Source organism: Salinactinospora qingdaonensis (genome assembly GCF_039539445.1).
GTDB lineage: Bacteria > Actinomycetota > Actinomycetes > Streptosporangiales > Streptosporangiaceae > Salinactinospora > Salinactinospora qingdaonensis.
On the sequence record NZ_BAABDD010000008.1, the window covers coordinates 70,389 to 86,763 of the forward strand.

General features: G+C 65.8%; 9 protein-coding genes. All 9 read right to left on the bottom strand.

Annotation, left to right across the window (positions count from 1 at the left end):
* Positions 1 to 21: 21 nt before the first annotated feature.
* Positions 22 to 2,205 (bottom strand): NB-ARC domain-containing protein, encoded by a 2,184-nt coding sequence (locus tag ABD848_RS10685; protein WP_344970740.1) that lies wholly within the window; start codon positions 2,203 to 2,205, stop codon positions 22 to 24.
* Between the two features lie 83 nt (positions 2,206 to 2,288).
* Positions 2,289 to 3,032, bottom strand: a complete 744-nt coding sequence (locus ABD848_RS10690) for a hypothetical protein (protein ID WP_344970438.1) — start codon at positions 3,030 to 3,032, stop codon at positions 2,289 to 2,291.
* Positions 3,025 to 4,191 carry a C40 family peptidase gene (locus ABD848_RS10695; RefSeq protein ID WP_344970440.1) on the bottom strand — a complete coding sequence of 389 codons (1,167 nt, stop codon included), beginning with the start codon at positions 4,189 to 4,191 and terminating at the stop codon, positions 3,025 to 3,027. Before ABD848_RS10695 ends, ABD848_RS10690 begins: the two co-directional genes overlap by 8 nt.
* Entirely contained in the window at positions 4,188 to 4,835 is a 648-nt protein-coding gene (locus ABD848_RS10700; RefSeq protein ID WP_344970443.1) for a hypothetical protein, read from the bottom strand. The genes ABD848_RS10695 and ABD848_RS10700 overlap by 4 nt, the downstream gene beginning before the upstream one ends.
* Before the next feature lie 146 nt (positions 4,836 to 4,981).
* On the bottom strand, positions 4,982 to 7,378 hold the full coding sequence (locus tag ABD848_RS10705; RefSeq protein WP_344970445.1) for a type IV secretion system protein: 2,397 nt from the start codon (positions 7,376 to 7,378) through the stop codon (positions 4,982 to 4,984).
* Positions 7,375 to 9,846 carry an ATP-binding protein gene (locus ABD848_RS10710; RefSeq protein ID WP_344970447.1) on the bottom strand — a complete coding sequence of 824 codons (2,472 nt, stop codon included), beginning with the start codon at positions 9,844 to 9,846 and terminating at the stop codon, positions 7,375 to 7,377. Before ABD848_RS10710 ends, ABD848_RS10705 begins: the two co-directional genes overlap by 4 nt.
* A gap of 265 nt (positions 9,847 to 10,111) precedes the next feature.
* Complete coding sequence (locus ABD848_RS10715; RefSeq protein WP_344970449.1) at positions 10,112 to 14,782, bottom strand: TcpE family conjugal transfer membrane protein; 4,671 nt, start codon at positions 14,780 to 14,782, stop codon at positions 10,112 to 10,114.
* A gap of 12 nt (positions 14,783 to 14,794) precedes the next feature.
* Positions 14,795 to 15,124 carry a hypothetical protein gene (locus ABD848_RS10720; protein WP_344970451.1) on the bottom strand — a complete coding sequence of 110 codons (330 nt, stop codon included), beginning with the start codon at positions 15,122 to 15,124 and terminating at the stop codon, positions 14,795 to 14,797.
* A gap of 103 nt (positions 15,125 to 15,227) precedes the next feature.
* Positions 15,228 to 16,208 (bottom strand): conjugal transfer protein, encoded by a 981-nt coding sequence (locus tag ABD848_RS10725; protein ID WP_344970453.1) that lies wholly within the window; start codon positions 16,206 to 16,208, stop codon positions 15,228 to 15,230.
* Between the last annotated feature and the right edge of the window lie 167 nt (positions 16,209 to 16,375).

Below are 16,375 nucleotides of genomic sequence, written 5' to 3' on the forward strand. Positions count from 1 at the left end.
AAGATCTGGCCCGCGCCAGGGTCACTCCTCTCCTTCCCCCAGCAGCGACCGCACCCGCGCTGCCGCAGCCTCGTTACGCAACTCACCATAGATCGCCAGGGCAGTACGCAGCCGATCCCGGCCGGCGGCAGAGCCGTCGCGTGCCGCCTCCGCCCGCGCCAGCACCTCGTAGGCCTGCCCCTGCTGGAACCTGCTCTCGGCCGCGACGAAGCGCGCCAGCGCCTCCTTTCCAGCGGTGACAGCCTCGCGGCCCCGACCCAACGCGGCCAGCGCGTCCCCCCGCGCGAGCAGAACCTTTCCCTCGTTGACGCGGTCCGGCTGCCCCGAGCCCGCCAGCGACCGCAGCCCTTGCCACGCCCGATCGAACGCTGACAGTGCCTCCTCGTAGCGTTCCAACCCCGCCAACGCACGGCCACGGTGCAGATGGTGCAACGCGAGAGACCGTGGCCGGCCCAACTCCGCGAGAAACGGCTGGGAGCGGTCAATGTAGTCCAGCGCCGCGGCGAACTGTCCCATCCGCCACGAGACGATCCCCAAACACTCCAGCGCCGCCCCCTGCCCCCGCCGGTCCTCAGCACGCTCGGACAGCTCAAGCGCCGACGAGAACTGCTCGTAGGCTGCAGTGAAGCGCTCGTGGTCAAGCAGCGCAAACCCCCACTGGTTGCGTACCCGCGCCTCAGCGAACACGTCCCCGCAGGCCCGAGCGTCGTGGGCGCCCAGTTCGGCGAGCCGGAAACGGTCAGCGGAGTGCCCCCGAGCCCGGAAGAAACTGTCGGTGGCTTCCGCGAGCTGCCAAACGTAACCCGGCTCACCGCACGGGCCGCGCGTAGGGTCGTTATGGCGCTCAGCCAAAGCCATGATCGCCCGGAGGTTGTCGCCGGTCCAGGCCAGCGGCGTCAGCCCACTCGGCTGGGGCTCGGAAGCAGCAGAGCGCTCTTCGGGGGTGGCGAACTCGGGGATGGCCACCTGCGGTGGCGTGTCGTAGTGGGGCCCCACTGTCCACCGCGAATTGAGCCGCCGGTCTGCCGCGACCGCCGCCGTCAAATAGTAGCGGGCGAAACCGGCGACGGCTTGAGCGCTCTCCGCCCCTTCCCCCTCCTGAACAGCCACCGTCTGAGCGTGCTCATGGACGAGGCTGTGCATCCAGTAACGCCCATGTGGCGCCGGCTCGACCAGAGCGCCACGCGACAACTCCCGAAGATGACCGCGTGCGGCAGCCACGTCGACGCCCAACACCGCCGCGACCGCCCACTGGTCAAACTCGGGTACCGGGTGCGCGCCAAGGGCGCGGTAAACACGGGCGGCGGACGGGCTCAATCGACGGTAGGAAGCGTCGAGCATAGCGGACAGCGACACGCTCTCCCCGTGCCCGTCGCTGAGGACCCGCAAGCTACCGTGCGCCTCGATCTCGGCGACGATATCGGCGATGGGCTCGTAGGGATCTTCCGCCAACCGCACAGCGGCGAGCCGAGCAAGAAGAGGCAACCCATGGCAGTGTTCCGCGAGCCGGACAGCAGCCCGCGATTCACTATCCAGTCGACGCGGGGCGATGTGGGCTAGGTGGCGTCGAAACAACTCCAGGATGGCTTCGGTGTCCATGGGGTCTAAGCGCAGCGGCTCGGCCCCCATGCTGGCGAGTCCGGGCAGGGGCGAGGTGCTGGTGACGATGACCAGTGCCCGCGCGCTGGTGGGCAGCAGCGAGGTCACTTGCCCCACGTTGAGGGCGTCGTCCAAGAGAATAGCGACAGCGCGGTCGGCGGTGAGCGAGCGGAAAAGCGCGGTTTTCGCCTGCGTGTCGGCGGTGGTCACGCTCGTGCCGTTGCCGGAACCATGGAGAAAAACGTCCAAGACAGCGCCAGGGTCGGCGGCGGTAGCCGGCGCCTGCCCCGAAAGGTCAGCATAGTAGCGGCCGTCGGGAAACCGCTCCGCGGCACTGGCCAGACATTGCAGGGCGAGTTCGGTCTTTCCCGAACCGTGCATCCCGGTGATGACGATAATCGTGGGACGCTCAGGGGTATCCTCCGCAGCGATCAGACGCTCAATGCGGGCGGTCTCTCCCTCCCGGTCCGTAAACGTCGCAGTTGCCACCGGAAGCTGCTGTGGCTCTACCCGGCCAGCCCCATCATCGTGAATGTGCACCCCGCCATGCACGGTGCCCGCCTGCACCAGAACCTCGGAACGTACCCCGGTCACGGAGTTGCGCATCTCGCTCACAGTGAGCCATCATCGCGCATCCCACAGGGAGATGCCACCCGACTCAAAAGAAGCTATAAAAACTAAAAACTGAATCAACTTGGAATCCATCTTTGGAGATTCGTGCGAATATGAGGAACTACATTTCTTGCGACAACAAGAAAGTCTGATTTTTCAAAGCGAGAACCATCAATTAGAATTTCGTTTTGCTGCAAGCGCATTTTAAAGACACCAATCCTGTCTCGACCAACGAGAACATAGGCAGGCTTTTTATCGTCATTTTCAAGATAACCATAGAAATATTCTATATTTTCCCCAAGACTCTCTTGGTGTCCTTTTTCTTCTAATGAACCAAAAAGAGTTTCAGCTTCATTTTTTTCTTTTTTATATCTATCTTCCGCCCTTTTCAAGCCAGACGATTTGTTTGAAATTGGAATATCCACTTGATAGTCTAAATGCATGATCATCTCCCCAGAGGAGGAGGAAATCTTCCATTGGCAATCGTCGCGGATTATTCGCCTTTTTTGTTCTCCTGTTCCCACTTCTTTATCTTTATAGTCACCAGAAGAATCCAGCCGTTCAGTCACTATATTTAGCTTTTTCATTGTTTTTCCGCATAGATCCAATTCATTTTTTGATAAAGTATCAAGAGGCTGCCACGTAGGTGTGGCATGTCCATTTGAATCCGAATCAGAAAGAGAAGAGAAAACCCCTCTAAATATCAAAAAAACAATAGAAAAAACAACGAAGGCAGCTAAGGTGCCGGAAACAAGAATAGAAACCAGGGCACGCCACCCTTTTAACCCCCCAGTCGCCTTATTTGCATACCCCCTATCCACCATTTTCCTCCAATTGGATTTTTACTTCTCGATTTTCCAGTGGACGAGTAAAACCTAAAACATCAGAACGATTGGGATTATGATACTCACGAGTTGCAATCGGTCCGCAGTTTGTACACCAGGCTTCGACCATCAGACCGTCGCCAACCACCATGCCGACGTGGCCGGGAGCATCGGAGTAGCCATTCTGGCTGGGTACATCGAAAAAAACTAGGTCTCCTGGCTGCTCTTCCCCTTCAGGTACCTTCGGACCGAAGCGCCACTGCTCTTCTGATATTCGTGGGATAGCGACCCCGATACTCGCGTAGGCCTGCTGCATGAGTCCAGAACAGTCGAAGGCGTAGGGACCCGTGCCGCCCCATTCGTATGGCTTACCTCGCTGCGCGAGCGCCCAGTCCACGACCTGTTGGGTCAGCTCGTCGGGGGCCGCTCCGATCGGTTCTCCTGCCGCGTCTAGGGAGCAGTCAACGGCTGTCTGGATAGCGGAGTCGGTGGAAAAATCTCCCGCCGCGTACTGTTCTGCCCAACCGAGTACGTCGTCGACATACCACGAAGCATGGTTGTAAGCGTAGATCGCGCCCGCCATATCCTGCTCCGCGCCGTGAGCGAGAAGATAGTCGGCCGACGCGGGGATCGCGTCCGCTGGATCGTAAACGTTGACAACCCCATCGCCGTTACCGTCCTGGCCGTATCCTTCTTCGGGGCGTTCTTCGACAGGCATGATGGGCTCACCGCCCCAACTGTTGCCGGCCGCAGATCCGTCCAGTGCACCAAACTGCATCGGACCAGCGGCTCCCCAGGCATTGTGACCTTCTGTGATGCCTTCTCCCGGCCAACGGCCATGATCGCTCTCCACCTGACCGATGCCAGCGAGGACGTTCCACGGAACCCCCTTCTCCTCGCCCACCTCTTTGTACAGGTCGAGATAGTTCTGGGGGATGGAGTCTTCCGCGTAACCGGAAGAATCCACCTGCTCGGTCTCACTGGTGCACTGCATCCCACCTACGGCTGTCATCACGCCGGGACCGAACATGGCCGTAGGCACGAGTACAAGGCTCAGGAGCAGGATGCCAATGATAAATAGGCCTACCCCTACGGCCAGCCAAGTAGCGCATGAGCCTTCGTCGGAATAGGGAGACCGAAAGAGTACTCGCATCATTGGGGGTCACCGAAGTTTCCAGCGTCGGCAGGCTGAAAGTCGTAGACTTTCCATTCGCCTCCGTTCTGGACCATCGTGATCGCGAACTCACCCAGATCCTGCTGTGAACCGTCCTCGTCCTGAGTGATCGACTGCGCGTTGATGAGGAAGACGATAGAACTATCGTCGAAGCTACGAACTGAATCGATGTTGGCACTGCCTTCAGCTACAGCTTCTTTCTCCGACATCTCTCCCCATAGGGCACTCGCACCGGAGTTCCGCGCGAGACTCTTCGCGTAGTCCTCGGTGGCGAATTCCTCCAAGCGGTCGTAATAATCCTCTGGCGTCTTGGAGTAGTCCACAGTGCCGTAGGCCACCGCAAATGACTGCGCCACCGCGGCGGCGGCCCTAAACTCCTGCTCGTCGAAGGGAAACCAGTCCATGACGTTGGCGTCTTCCAGCGCCGTTGTAGGGATCGGGACGGGCGTCGCAGCTTCCTGTTGCTGCGCGGATTCGCTCGTGGTGTTCTCATCGCCCTGCTGCTCTTCGGCGGTGTCGCCGCCGTCGAACCCACCGAGCATGAGGTAGACACCGAAGACGATCAGAATCAAGACGAGGACACCGAAGACGAGACGCTGCTGACCATCAGAGAGGGGCTTGGGCATAAGAAACTGTTCCTGAAGTCCGTGCGAGAAGAGATCGATCGGAGCAGGGCGTTAGAAACGGCTGGGAGGGTTCGGCCCTAGTAGAGCGTTGCGAAGTGAAGCCGGCAGCTCCCCCCTCTCGCAACGCCCTATCGCTTGAGCTTGAATCAGTCCTCGTCTTCACGGAGCCAAAACGGGATGTCGCCGCTCGCATCGCGGCGGCGCTGCCCCTCGGAGCTGGCCCAGAAGGGGGTGTTGATCGGCCCCTGACTCTCATTGCTACTGGTGCCCGAACTGAACCAGTTGTCGCCGTCTCGTTGTTCCGATGCTGGCCGGGAGGCTCGCGGCGGGGGTGGTGCCTGGCGTTTGTTACGGGAACCTCCCCAACGGGAGCCTTCGGGAGGAACCTTGCCACGGGGAGGAGTCGCAGCACGGCCGTCGAATATTCCACGTCCGGAACTGGACTCCGGACGTTCGGTGGGCTCAGCAGGCTCTGCTGTCCCACCACTGGCTCTGGCGCGGGGTGCGGGACGCTGCTGTCCGCCTTTTGCAGAGCCACCAAAGACCGAGGACCACCCAGTGTCGCCGCTTCCCGTGTAACCGCCGGCAGGGCGAGGCGGGACACTACTACTAGCCGAGGAGGGTGAGGAGCTAAGACCTCCGCTGGCAGCAGCCGCATCGCTGAGTTTGGGAGCCTGCGACGAACTACGGCTCGGGGAAGCTCCTTGCTGGCGTCCGCCGTCCTCACGAGCTGCCTGGTTGTCGAGGTTGAGGGGCGGTGGCGCTGCGCCTCCACGCGCACGACCGTACCCCCCCACTCCGCGGGCACGTCCACCCTCACCTCGGACTGTCGCGCCATCTTGCGCCGCAGTGTCGCTCTCGGCCGGTGTCGAGGGAGCTCGGCCACCTTCGGCAGCCTCCGCAGCACCCATGGCTGCCCCACCCCCACCCGCGCCGGCGGGGATGGCCCCCGCAGCAGAAGCCAACTGTGGGGCCCGCTTCAGCCCCCACTTCTGTGCCCGCATGTAGGCCACAGGCGGCAAGGCATTGGCGCTCTTACTCAGCGCGTTACTGCTGACCGCGTCACTGACCATCCGAGAGGTGAAGGTATTCGCATTGACCGAGGCAAAGAGGTGAGCGAACGGCTTGCGATAGATGAAGAGGGCAACCGTGAACAGGGCAAGCAGAATCATCTGCAAACCCCAACCGAAATTCAGCCCCATCACCAGGCCGTAGCACATCACCAGAAGAGATATAAGAAGAACAATAAATATTTGCTTCAGCAGAAGCCCGAGTACCATCTCAAACCAGCGAAGCAAAACAGAACGACCGTAACCTGGATGAACACCAATCAGAAGAAAAATCGGAGAAAGAAGCAGCAGAAGAAGGAACCCGATTTTCAGAACTATCAGCGCCACAGAGCCAGCAAGGATGAGTCCTCCGGCAAAAACCGAAGAGAAAAGCGCCAAAGTAGCAACCCCTAGCCTACTTCCTTGCTGCTCACCTTCAAAAATAGGATAAATCTCGGGATAGGTCCGTTGGATATCCTGAGATATCTCTTCGTACCTCTCTTGCTTACTTTCAGCAAGCTCAACTGGATCAATTTCCCCTTGGCTTATCTGCTGCTGCTCAGCCCGACTGATACCTTGAGCCCTTAACAGATCCAGGCCATATTTTTCTTCTGCACTACTAGAAATAACTCCACTTCCAAATTGCCCAGCCACCCAAGGCCTGCAAACCAATCCCGTCCAGAGCATCTGAGAATTCTTGCGAACCATGAAGTCATTTTCGCTTTCCCAGTCCGCTTTCTGTATCTCCGGAGATCCGGCCGGACACGAATTAGAGACCCCCGAAACAGAGATCTGCGAGACAGTCGTATTAACAAGCTGTCCCCCAGTGTTGACCGCCGATCCGGCGTAGTTCAAGATCTGGCCGGGGTTGACCAGAATCCAGATTCCCAATGCCGTAGCAAGCACCATCCATACGGCACTTTCGATGGTCAGCGTGACCCGTTTCCGAATGAGGCCGTACCAGCCCAGCCACACCGCTCCGAGGATGATGACGGTGGGCAGGAGGGGGCGCCAGATCCCTTCACGGAGTTCGACGATGACATTCTCAACGAGTTCGTTGAAGCTGGCGAGCAGTCCGTCGGAAGTGGCGGCCTGGTAGACGGTGATCGTCGACTGATTGATTGTCTTCGACAGATCCCATGCGGTATTGCTGAGGGTGGCCACCGCGCTGGAGTCGAGTTTGTCGACGCACGACTCGCGGATGACATGCCACTGCTGTCCCGCTGTGCCGTACTGGCCATAAAGGCTCGCGTCGGGAGGCAACCCGTCTGGAGAGCCGTCAATGGCTGCCTGCGACTGTGGCGGCACCAGCAGGCCGTCGGCTCCTGAGCCTGCGGCTTCGGGCTGGGGCGCGGGGTCCCCTTCGCAGCCTGGAACGGCGGCTTGGACCGATCCCAGAGGGAGCGTGACGAAGGCCAGCATCAGCACGGCCAGCATCACGGTGCGGCCAAAGCGCCACAGCGGTCCTCGGCGTCGGTTGGTCGATTCCGTCATCCTCGCAGCTCCTGCCCAGTGCTGATCAAGGCACCGTCTTCCTCAACGTCGGGCCGTACTCTCGTCGGGTTAGTGTCGAGCCACCGCAGCAGCTCTTCCGACACAAGGTCGACGGCGATGCGTCCCGCACGGCCGTCGAGGTCGCGGAAGATGCATTCGCCGTTACCGAGGTTGCGCAGCATGGCGGTGTGCTCCTCGGAGGGTTCCACCCCGAGCAGGGCCATGACGCTGTCGACCTCGACCCGCTCGGAGGAACGGAAGGCGAACACTGAGGAGAGACAGTTGGTGACCTGCTCGTTCAGCAGATCACCAGCGTTTTGGCTGACCAGGATGAGCGCGGTGTTGCGCGAACGGCCCATCCGGGAAACTTCGGGAACGAGCTTGGCTCCCTCCGGGGTGGAGGTGACCGCCCACGCCTCGTCGAGGAAGATCGCTTTGGGCAGGTTGCGGTCGATCCCGTTCATAAGGCGGCGGGCGAACTGGCTGACCAGGTACAGCAGGGCGACACTCAGCCGCTGCTCGTAGCTGTAGTCCTCGCGCTGGATGGCGGAGTCGGGCAGCGTGAGACCGCCGAGCGTGAAGACGGTCGTCCACCCTTCCGTCTCGATCTGCTGCTCCCCCTGCGGGTCGAAGCACAGGCTGGCCAGCCGCATCTCCGACATGGAGCGCAGCACAGCGCCGAGGTTGCGTGAGGCCGGATCGTTCGATGCCTCCAGGTAGTCCACCACTTTGGCGAGGCTGGGACGTGGCTGGTTGGCGACAGCGGAGACCGCCTGGATCATGGCCGACTCCCGTTCCTCGCTCATGCGGGGCAGCAGCAGCCGCAGGGTCTCGGTGGCCATCGTCTTCTTCATGGGCAAGTCGTCGCCGAACCCGAAAGGGTCGAGCAGCCCAGGCTCGGCAGAGCCCAGGGACATGACGCGCGCCTTGCGGCCCCGGCGCTGCAACAACTGCACGAGGGATTCAGCGTCGCCCTTGGGGTCGATGGCGGCGACAGTCACCCCACGCAGTGCGAGTTGGTAGATGAGCAGCAGCGCCAACGTGGTTTTGCCGCCGCCGGGCTCGCCGGTGATGGCGATCGCGGTGGGCCGGTTGCGGGCAGCGGCCACCATGGGGTCGAAGTGGACGATCGACCGCGCGCGCCCCAACGTCTCGCCGATGTAGGGACCGATCCACCCCGCCTGCGAGGAATCGACCCGGTCACCGAGGTCGACGGTGGCGACGGGCATACCGCCGGCGATGGTGCGCAGGGGTTGGCGCTGCGCATAGGAGCTGAGCCGGATACGGTCCCCGGGAAGCGATTCGCAGAACAGCGAGAACTGGTCGCCGGTGGAGTTGACGATGTCGATACCGATGTCGCGGTAGTGCTCGATGACGGCCTCAACCCGCTGCACCAGCAGTTCCTCAGTGGGTGCCGACACCATGAGGCGGTGCCAGCCGTAGACGAAGGGGAGCCGCTCTTTGGTGATGCCGTGCTCCAGCATGCGCGCGGCATCGATCTGCTCGGCGAGGGCGATGGGGGCCTCCACCCCGGCCTCACGGATGTGGGCGTCCATGTCGCGGGCGTGGGCGAGTTTGCGGCCGACGTCCTTGCTGGCTTTAGCCGGGGGGACGAGTTTCATCCGCAGGCTGGCTTCGACGGGGAACGGCAGTGCGTCCATGTAGTGCAGCCACGGTTCGCCGTCGGGGAAGGCCATGAGGTCGGGGAAGCGGGAGAAGGAGAGGTAGGCGACGTAGGTGGAGCCGGCGGGCTGTTCCAGGCAAAGCATGGAACGCCCATTGTGGATGACGCCTTCGACGAGCGCCTCGATCTCGCCGCGCCCCCACGTGCGGCGGCCGGCTGCTGAGCGGCGTGGCTCTTCGACGGTGCCGGTCACAGCGTGGCGGAACAACCAGGCGAGCTCGGTGGAGGAGGCGTGGCGGGCGTGCAGGGAACTGGCGGAGAGGGCGCGGCCGAGGCGTTCGGCCTGTTCGGTCCAGCGCTCGATCTCTTTGGCGTCGATCGCGTCGTCCTCCAAACCCAGGATCTGCTCAGTGCGCTGGTAGGCGGTGAAGAGCTGGGAGAAGATGCCTTGGGAGAGTTGGGCGCGCACGCCCCGTTGGCCGAGCCGGACGCCGAGGTAGACCTCTTTGATCCAGAAGTCTTTGGCCCACACGTGGCGGTACATCTCTTCGAGGTAGCCGTACCAGCCGGGTCCGGAGTCGGAGGTGCGGTCGAGCCTGGTGGCCCATGACGCCGCGGGGTAGGTGCGGTGGGCGACACGCAGGTGGACCTCGGCGTCGTTCATGCGGATGGCCGCGAGGGCGATGGTGATGTTGGTGGCGAGAGTTTCGCGCTCTTCCGGGGTGGAGAACTCGTAGGAGACCGTGGGCAGCCGAAAGTAGGCCCAGGCTTCGGTATCGCTGAGGAGGACGCGGTCGTCGAAGTAGCGGACCGCCAGCCTGCTGGCGCCTCTGCTGCCGTTCATGGCGTGTCCTTCCCGGTAGTGCTGCTCGTGGCGACGACGGTGCCGGAGGGGGTGTGGTAGATGGTCACCGTCGGCGAGGCTGGGGGGCGCCGCTGACGACGCTTGGCTGCGCGGCGCGGGGGCGGGTGCGGTAGGCCGCGTGGCGTTGGGGAGGCGCTCCCCTGCTCTGCCAGGGCGCGCCGGCAGCGGCGAGGGACAGCCGTCTCCCATGCGCGCGGGGCTGGGGTCACGGCAGCACGCTGTCGTGGCGTCGTGTCCGGAGTGCTCACCGCCGTGCCTCCGACGAGGGGCGGGCGGCATCCGAGGCGGTGGCGAATCCAGAGACGAGCACCCCGCCCAGTGCGGCGTGGGCGCGGCGGGTAGTGGTGCGCAGGGCGTCGACGTCGATGACGTCGCGTGCAGCGGCGAGATGATCGTCCCAGGGCACTCGTACGATCGCGCGGCACCGCCCCCGGGCGACGTGCTCGGCGGCGTCGACGTCGTTGAGGCTGCGTTTGCTGACCCCGTTGACGACAACGACCGCTTTAGAGCGCAGATGGCCGTAGCCGTGACCATCGAGCCATTCAAAGGTCATGGCGACCGCGCGTTGCGCGTCAGCGCTGGCCGGGGCTACGAGGACGAGGCTGTCGACGACGGGCAGGGCGCGTGCCACGCCGGTGGCGGCTGGGTCGAGCAGCGTGATCTCGTAGAACCGCTCCAGCAGGCCCGTGAGCCCGGCGTAGTCGCGGTCGTCGAGGGTCTGCACGTAGGGGTCGTCCAAGCTGGTGACGACTTCCAGGCCGCTGCTGGTCTGTGAGGTGAAGCCGCGCATTCCGGGGTAGCTGTGCACGCCTCCCGTGTTGGCCAGCAGCGAGGTCAGTGTCTCGGGGGTCTCGGCCTGGATGCGGCGGGACAGGCCGCCGCTGCCCGGGTTGACGTCGACGGCGACGACGCGGCCGTCGCGGTAGGCGGCGAGGGTGTGGCCGAGCATGAGCGCTGTCATTGTCTGTCCGGCACCGCCGGTGCAGCCGAGGACGACGACGCGGCGGCTGCCCTCGATGGGGGTGCGCAGGCGGCTGAGGTCGCCTTCGGGGAGTTCCGTCTTGGGGGTGGCGGCGTTGCCGCCGGTGACCACGCGGGCGAGCCGGCGCCAGCCGCGGGTGCCGCCGCTGGGCGAGGGGGAAGCGTTGCTCGCCGGTGGGGGCGCGGCCTCCGGTTGGGCGGGCCCGCTGGCGCCGCCGGTGGAGGTATCGGCGTGTTCTGGCTGGCCGGGTGGGGTGGTGGAGTGGCCGGTGCCGGCGATGTCGGCGGAGGCGACGGCGGTGTCGGTGCCGTTGTCGTCTCCGGGGGGTGTGGCGATGCCGGGGGCTCCCGCCAGTAGCTGCTGTTCGCCGGTTCCGTGGTCGAGTTGCAGACCTGGCTTGTCGACAGCGGCGCCTTGGCTGGGGGTGTCGGGCTCGTGGGGGCCCTGGGCGGTGGGCTGGCTCGGTTCACTCGGCTGGTCTGGCCGGCTGGACGCGGGGGCCGCGGAAGGGGTGGCGCGGTCCTCGGTGGATGCTTCTGTGTGGTCCTCGGGGACGGCTCCTTCTGAGGGGGTGAAGAGCTGCCCCATGCGACTGGCGTTGTTGGCGACGCGGGTGAAGACGCTCTCGTCGCTGGAGGATTGATCGGAAGCGGCGAGCCGTTGCGGCGAAGCGTGCGGGTCGCCACCGGACCGGACGCCGCGGGAAAGCCGATCCGCGGAGCGGGCGGCCGGCGGCTCAGCGGGGGCGCTGGTGTGTTCGTCGGTGTTTTCGGTTTGCGCCGCTCCCCTGGGGGAGGACGACGCGGGTCCGGCGTCCCCGGCGGCTCGGGAACGTTGCTGGTGGGCCGGCGGTGGGGAGTCGGCGGTGTCGTTTGTGCCGGCATCGCCGCGCCGGGCGAGGAAGGCGGCGCGCTCAGCGGCTTCAAAGTCGTGCAGGGTGCGGCGGCTGCGCGGACCGGAGACGTCGGAGAAACTCTCGTGTTCGCCGGTGCTGTGGTCGAGTTCCAGCGACGGCTTGAACTGCGGCGGCTCCGGGGCGTCGGCGGAAGCCGCGGCGGTCTGGGCCTGGGGGGCGGCGTCACCGGTGGGTGCCGGGGCGTCGCTGCCCCAGGGATCGCTGGGAGCGGCTGCGGAGGGCTGTTGGGCCGCTGGCGGCGTGTCGGCGAGAGCCTGGGAGTCGGTGCTCTCACCGGTCTGGGCGGGGCGCTCGTGGGCGTCGTGAGCCCCAGCGGGGGCAACGGACTCCGCTGGGTCGGTCGAGGCGGTCCCCTCACTGGCGGCGGGCTCACGCTCGTCCCGGTCGGCCGGTGGTGTCGAGATCCCAGGCTCTGGCTGAGGAGAGCCGGCCGCGTTGCCGGCAGGCGCCGCCGGCGACTGGAGCGGGGCGGCCGGAGCGGCGTGGTCCACAGGCTGGGGAGACGGTTCGGCGGCCTCGGGAGCCTGGCGGCTAGGTTCGGCAGCGCGGTCCTTTGGTGGCGCTGGAGCGGTCTCGCCGAGCCCCGACGCGGTGTCGGCCGTGGGGGGAGGGACCGCGACACCGGGGAACGCCGTGGGGCGGTCCTCATCCGGTGCGGGCTGTGGAGCGGCCGGCGGATCGGAGTTCGCCGCGGCTTCGGCGGGCTGGGCGGGTTCCGCGGCAGGTGGGGCGGGCTGCGGTTCCTGCTCGCGGGGCGGGTCGGTGGGCTCGCTGGGGGCTGCGGCGTCGGCGGAACGCTGACCGTAGGGCGGGGTGGCGGGCTGGCTCTGCCGCCGCAGTCGCTTGCGCCGTTCGGTCAGCCCGGAGCCGCCACGGCGGGGGGTGTCGTCGCGCGGCGCATCGGCGCCGGAGGTGGGGGCGTGGGGGGTTGACCGCTGGGTTTCGGGGGCCTCGGGGCCGAACCACTCGGTGAGCGGGTCAGGCTGTTGTCCTGGCTGGACGAGACCGGTGTCGGGGGCCGGTGACAGCCCGGTGTCCTCGGGGGAGTCGCTGTCTCTTCCGGTGTGCTCACCGGTGTCGGAAGCAGTGGCCGCGAGCGGGTGATCGCCGATGTCCTCGGGGGCAACGGCCGAACCATGCGTGGCGGGCTCGGCTGTGGGGGCCGCGGTTTCGGGCGTGTCCGCGATCTCGGCGGTCGGCTCGCCGTCGCGATGGGGCGCTGGGTCGGCCAGTTCCCAGGGGGCAGCGTGGGGGCGTTCCCGGGGCAGCGCCTGTTCCTGCTGCTGTTGGGCCTCCTCCGCGGTGGCGGGGGTGGCGAGGCCGTGCCCGCGCTCGGGGGGCTGTGGGGTGTGGGCGCGTTCGCGTTCCAGGCGGCGCTTGATCGCGGCGCTTTGGCCGCGCCCGCGCAGCCGGCGCCGCGCCCACTCGTGGTTCCAGGGGGCGTTCTCGGAGGGGGGTGCGGCCTGCGTGGCCGGCCGGGAGGGGTCGGCGGCGGCCGGGGCAGTGGTCTCCCCCGTGGCCTCAGCCGAGTCGGTGGCCTGGGTTGTTGGAGGATCGGTTTCCTCGGCTGTTGGCTGGGGCAGCCATCCGGCGGTTTCGGGAGCGACCGCTGACGGCTGCTCGTTGTCGGGTGCGGGGGCGGCCATGATCTCTTCGGCCCTGCGGCGCGCCACCGTGCGGTCGGGGGCGGATGGGGCCATGGGCTGGGTGTCGCCGCGCTGGTAGGCGGCCTTGGAGGACAGCGGCCAGGGGGTTTCCCCGGAGGAGACGCCTAGAGAGGTGTACCAGGGGGCGTTCTCGGTTTCTTCGGGCTCCTCGTTCGACGGCGCGGGGAGCGCAGGCGCAGCGGGCTCGTCGCCGGCGCGGTGGCGCTCGGGGGGGTCGGGACGGCTGGGCGCCTTGGGGCGCGACGGCTCGGGAGTGTGCCGCGCCGCGCCGTCGGAGGACGTTGTGTCCTTGGATGGAGCTTTGGGGAGGGCGAAGCCGAAGTAGTTGAGCACGCGACGGCCGAGCGACCGGGGGCGCCGGCGCTGTTCCTGCTGGGGCTGCTGAGCTGACTGGACCGGGCGCCACTGCTTCGGGGCGGGGGTGTGGTGATCGTGTTCGGCGTAGGGCCACGTGCCGGGGACGTGGAGCGGTTCCTCCTCCGTGTGGGGTGCGAATGCGGGGGAGCTGGGCGGGGAGTCCTGCGTGGCGGGGGCGGGCTCGGCGGATTCGGCCGTGGCCGCGGTTGCGGGGGCCGGCTGTGGCGAGGCGTCGCCGTCCGGGGCGGTTTCGGTTGCTTCGGCCGGTGCTTGCTCCAGAGACGGCGAGGCCGCCCTGACGACCAGCGGGTCTTCCTCGGCGGTTTCCCGCGGCTCGGCCGACGGGGAGGTGAGAGGGGTACGGTCGATGTCGGTGGTGGGCAGCGCCGCCGGCGCGAGGGCGGGAGGCCCCTGCTCGGCATCGGTGGTGGGTTCGGGGTCGGCTTCGGGGGCGGCTTGGGCCGGCTGTGGGGGTTCGGCGGCGGCCATGAGGGAGCCGAGTGGTTGGGCGAAGGGCTCGTGGTTCCACTCGTGCTCGACCTCGCCACGGTCGGGGGCGCCGTGCTCCCGGGCGGTCTCAGCCGTGTCGGTGGCGGGGTGCCCCTGACGGGCGCGCGCGGGAAAGGCGCGGTGCCAGACGCGGGCGGTGACCGTGATCTCGGTGGGTTCGTGTTGCGGGGCGAGGCGCGTGTAGACGCGCGGCTCGGCGATATAGCGGGCTTGGGAGAGCAGCAGCTCGTTGAGTCTTTTGCCTTCGATGACCGGGCGCGAGGCCAAGACGGCGATCACGCCCGGCGGGACGAGCCACACCACATGGCCAAAGGGCGGTGCGAACGGTATCCCGACCAGTTGCATCAGGACACACCAGACGACAGTGACCCCCAGCCACACACCAAAGGTGACGACTGGAAGCGGCCTGGGCAGCCGAAAATCGTAGAGCTTGTACAGCCGCTTCTCGATACGCCAGATATTGGTGTACGTGGGCAGGTCCACGTCTGCGGCCTCCTACTCGGTCGTCACGCCCATTGCACGCGCGATGGCCACCGCGATCACTTCGATGATTCCTGGCACGTAGAAGACGATTCCGATGAAGATGGCCAGGATGATGAACTGTGCGAAGCGGGTGATCTCCCTGGTGAAAAGGAAGAAGATCGCGACAATCGAGACGATGACGAGAAACAGCGGTCCGAAGAACCCGCGTAGCCAGTCCGCCAGCCCGGAGGTGTCGGGGCCGGCGGGCGCTGTGGGGGCGGGCGTCCCGGCGAGCACCGTGGCGACCGTCGCGTCATAGGCGCTGGAGGCGCTGTCGGCGACACTCATCAGGAGGGGGAGCATCTACTGACCGCCCTCTCGTGTATCCCGTCTGATCGGTGTGTTCTGCATGGTCTTGTCACGTCTCCTTACTGGGGGCGCCCTGATCGACTCCGTGTCTTGGCGCTCACGTACCGAACGAGTTGGGGGCACCCTGCACGGCACGGACGTACCAGGAGCTGCCGTCTTTGACAACAGTCAGCAAATAGCTCTGGACGAGTTCGGCCGTGTCATCGCTGTCGTCCTCACCGTCGCTGGGAAGGCGCCACACCACGGTGGCTCGGACTTCGCGCACGTCTGCGCTGCGCTGCTCGGAGGTGGTGGGCACGAACACCTTCCGCAGTTCGGCGAAGGAGACCGTACCGGTCGGCAGCGCGTTGATGGAGCTTCCGGACTCCAGGTAGCGCGCTAGGTGCTCGGGGGTCTCGGCGTAGGACTCGAAGAACCCTTCGAGTATGGGCTCCAACTCCCGACGGACTTGGCTGTCGCCGGTGATCCCGGCCTGCTCGGGCAGTTGGGCCTTGGTGGGAGCCGAGATCAGGGCCGGCCTGCCGGAGACGACGAGGGCGGAGCCGCCGTGGCTGGCGTAGAGGGGAACATCGAGGCTCATGGGGGCGCCGTTGATGTCGGCGCTGAGGGTGACGATGGCGTTGTTGGCGTCCTTGACCTCGACCTTGAGCACCTGGATGTTCTCAGCGCTCAGGGTCGCGGCGTCGGTGGCGAGGGAAGCGGCCTGGCCTTCGGGGAGGAACTCCGCGAGGTCGCTGGCGCGCTGCTGCTCGCTGTCTTGGGTGTTGAGGTAGACCTCGGCGAAGCGCAGCGTGAACGCAGCCGCGGCGGTACGGGGGAAGTCGGGGGCGTCGGTGGCCTCGGAGGGCTGGTCGGGCTGCTGGGCAAAGCCCGAGCGCAACGGCATCCAGATGCCGTTGAAGATAACCACGAGGATGAACGCCCACAGCAGGGCACGGCCGAGCCACACCCACCAGCGTCCGCCCGCCCCGCTTCGGGGGCGACGGGCTCGAACGCCCTCCCAGGTGTCGGCCGTCGACGCGGTGGAGGCGCTGTCGGAGGGGGCGCCGCCACGCCGTGCGGTCGACTTGCGAGCCATCACGTCTCCATCCCGTTCCACAAGCGCCCGCCGGGGAGCGCCACTGCCGTCCGCCTTGGTCTGTTTACCCCATCCTCTATGGTGCGGCATGACTTGGGATCTACACGGCGATTACACGACCGTGTTTCGTTCGTTTCAAGCCAGCCCGCTGGTTCTACCCGGCTCTT

Coding starts and splice junctions, on each gene's coding strand:
- ABD848_RS10685 (WP_344970740.1), bottom strand. CDS start 2,205: ATGCGCAACTCCGTGACCGGGGTACGTTCCGAGGTTCTGGTGCAGGCG.
- ABD848_RS10695 (WP_344970440.1), bottom strand. CDS start 4,191: ATGATGCGAGTACTCTTTCGGTCTCCCTATTCCGACGAAGGCTCATGC.
- ABD848_RS10700 (WP_344970443.1), bottom strand. CDS start 4,835: ATGCCCAAGCCCCTCTCTGATGGTCAGCAGCGTCTCGTCTTCGGTGTC.
- ABD848_RS10705 (WP_344970445.1), bottom strand. CDS start 7,378: ATGACGGAATCGACCAACCGACGCCGAGGACCGCTGTGGCGCTTTGGC.
- ABD848_RS10710 (WP_344970447.1), bottom strand. CDS start 9,846: ATGAACGGCAGCAGAGGCGCCAGCAGGCTGGCGGTCCGCTACTTCGAC.
- ABD848_RS10720 (WP_344970451.1), bottom strand. CDS start 15,124: ATGCTCCCCCTCCTGATGAGTGTCGCCGACAGCGCCTCCAGCGCCTAT.
- ABD848_RS10725 (WP_344970453.1), bottom strand. CDS start 16,208: ATGGCTCGCAAGTCGACCGCACGGCGTGGCGGCGCCCCCTCCGACAGC.